Consider the following 2,022-nt stretch of genomic DNA (forward strand, 5'->3'; position numbering starts at 1 on the left):
CTGTCACGCCGGAGGTCGCGGGTTCGAGTCCCGTCACTCGCGCCACTTGTCGTTACCGGCAAGGGCCTGACACGAAAAACGCCGCTCCTTCGGGGCGGCGTTTTTGTTGTTTGGCTCGCAACGCTGTCAGACCCGCAACGCTGTCAGACCCGCAACGCTGTCCGACCCGATCAGAGAAGGCCGACCGCGCGTCGTCCCTCGTCCGTCTTGATGGAAAAGTCTGTTCCGCAGTGGGCGTCACCGCCCGGACCGCACAGATAGGCGATTGCCCGGGCGACCCAGTCGGGTGTGATGTGCGTATTCCAGTCAAGTTGGCTCACCGGGTTGAGACCCGACTTTCGGATGGATGCCATCATGTCGGTGGCCACGGTGCCCGGACTCAGCCCGATGACCCGGATCCCGGACGCGCCAAGCTCGACATGGGCACATTCGGTGATTTTTTTTACGGCGGCCTTTGTTGTGCAATAATGGCTCCAGCCCTCCAGTGCGCTATTGGCCGCTCCGGAACTGAGGTTGATAATCGTGCCCTGGCCGCGTGACATCATGTGGGGCAGGACGGCCCGGAGCCCGTAATAGACACCCTTCACATTGATATCGACAGCACGGGCCCAGTCGGCTGGAGCGCTGTCTTCAAGGCGCGCGATCGGGTCGATGATACCGGCATTATTGACGAGAATGTCCAGGCTGCCAAAGTGCGACAGCGCCAGATCCGCTGCGCGCACGAGATCCTCGTACTGATCTACCGACCCCGTAACGGCGCAGGCTTGTCCTCCCATGCTTTTAATCTCGTCACACAGTGTATTGAGAGATTGGGCGGTCCGGGCCAGGGCGACAATATTGGCCCCTTCTTTTGCCAGGTGAAGGGCTGTCGCGCGCCCGATACCTCGGCTCGCGCCTGTGATCAGTATGGTCTTGTGTGTCAGTGTCATGGTCATTGGTCCTCACGAAAGCTGTGAGAACGAGATTTCGGTCATGCGAGTAACGAATTAAACCGGTAGTCTCGCACTTGTTTCGTGCGTAATGTGCGTGAATGGAGATCGAGCGCCTGTCATTATTCATGGACGTGGTGCGGACGGGCAGTTTCGCGGCGGTCGCTCGCGCGCGCTCGATCGCGCCATCCTCGGTGTCGCGTGCTATCCAGTCTCTGGAAGCAGAGTTGGGCGTGCGGCTGTTTCACAGGACGACCCGAGCACTCAGCCTCACGAGTTCGGGCGAAGCCTATGCGTCCCGTGTTGAGGGGATTGTTGAAGCGCTTGACTCTGCGGCCCATGCGGCACGCTCAGAAGGGCAGGGTCCGACAGGTCGATTGCGTGTGACAACATCTGCGGCGTTCAGTGAACGATACGTCCAGCCGGGATTGGCCGATTTCCTCGCGCGCTATCCTGCTCTGCAGCTGGACCTGATTCAAAGCGATCAACGTCTGGATCTGGTGGCGGACCGGGTCGATCTCGCTGTCCGGCATGGCCATCTTGAGGATAGTCGCTTCATTTCAAGCAAGCTGCTTGATGTGAGCTATCACATCTATGTCGCCGTCGAGCGGTCTGGCGCGCGTCCGCAGACGCCAGAAGACCTGATTGGCCAGGACCTTCTCACCTATGGTTTTGCTCCGTTTGCCGATGACTGGCGCTGTGTCAGCGATGATCAGGTCTTGAGGGTGGATGTCACCCCCCGTTTGCGGGTGTCGAGTGCGAGTGCCATGCGCGCTGCTGTGGAGGCGGGACTGGGGTTTGGCATTCTGGCGGATTGGCTCGCTGACCCCCTCGTGAAGGCGGGGAGGATAGAACGGGTCTGCAAGGCGTGGTGTGTGGCCCCGGACGACGCACAACGCTCGATCTGGCTGGTTCGTCCGTCCCGCAAATTTGTGCCCGACAAAACCCGTCTCTTTCAGGCCTATTTGCTGCAAGCTGTCGACAAGAAACGGCTCTGACGGTGTCCTGCAGTTGCACTGCATACCGCTGCTTGACCCGAATCCGGCACGCCCATAAACAACGCACCTCGCTTTGGCGAGCCGCAAGGTTTGCG

Annotated in this window: 2 protein-coding genes; one reads left to right on the forward strand and one right to left on the reverse strand. The window is 60.1% G+C overall.

Annotation, left to right across the window (positions count from 1 at the left end; all coding sequences use genetic code 11):
* Nucleotides 1-170: 170 nt before the first annotated feature.
* Complete coding sequence (locus tag RMQ97_RS15470; protein WP_413661801.1) at nucleotides 171-929, reverse strand: SDR family oxidoreductase; 759 nt, start codon at nucleotides 927-929, stop codon at nucleotides 171-173.
* Between the two features lie 101 nt (nucleotides 930-1,030).
* On the opposite strand from RMQ97_RS15470, the gene RMQ97_RS15475 reads away from it, so the two are divergent.
* Nucleotides 1,031-1,927, forward strand: coding sequence for a LysR substrate-binding domain-containing protein (locus tag RMQ97_RS15475; protein ID WP_413661802.1), 897 nt, complete (start codon nucleotides 1,031-1,033; stop codon nucleotides 1,925-1,927).
* Nucleotides 1,928-2,022 lie beyond the last annotated feature (95 nt).

The organism is Maricaulis sp. D1M11, assembly GCF_047308265.1.
Classification (GTDB): Bacteria; Pseudomonadota; Alphaproteobacteria; order Caulobacterales; family Maricaulaceae; genus Maricaulis.

Coding starts and splice junctions, on each gene's coding strand:
- RMQ97_RS15470 (WP_413661801.1), bottom strand. CDS start 929: ATGACACTGACACACAAGACCATACTGATCACAGGCGCGAGCCGAGGT.
- RMQ97_RS15475 (WP_413661802.1), top strand. CDS start 1,031: ATGGAGATCGAGCGCCTGTCATTATTCATGGACGTGGTGCGGACGGGC.